The sequence below is a fragment of the Serratia sp. HNCC26DJ244 genome, from assembly GCF_057180565.1.
On the sequence record NZ_JBXUGO010000147.1, the window covers coordinates 1 to 289 of the forward strand.

Sequence of the window (289 nt, forward strand, 5' to 3'; positions counted from 1 at the left end):
ATGGTTTGAAGTGGACGTGGTGCTGGCGGAGCGCTGGGAGCATGATTTCAGCTTTAACGAAAAGCACCTGCGGCTTAATTGTGTGCCGGTGATTAACCTGTTCCCGCTGGAATCGGACCCGCTGACCCTCGATTCGCTGCAGACCGAATACCTGCTGCGGCCGATGCGGGTGCAGGACGGGCATACCGAGATTTACTCCGTGGATTCGGTGATGTCGTCGGGGGGCCATACCTATGTGCCGTTTTCCAGCTTCCGCCACAAAGGGGGCATGATGCGCCATGAGGCCCCG

At 58.8% G+C, this 289-nt stretch carries 1 protein-coding gene; it reads left to right on the plus strand.

From position 1 onward, the window contains the following. A partial coding sequence (locus AC2A06_RS19010) for a type VI secretion system baseplate subunit TssF (RefSeq protein WP_484381320.1) occupies positions 1-289 on the plus strand: 289 nt, incomplete at both ends.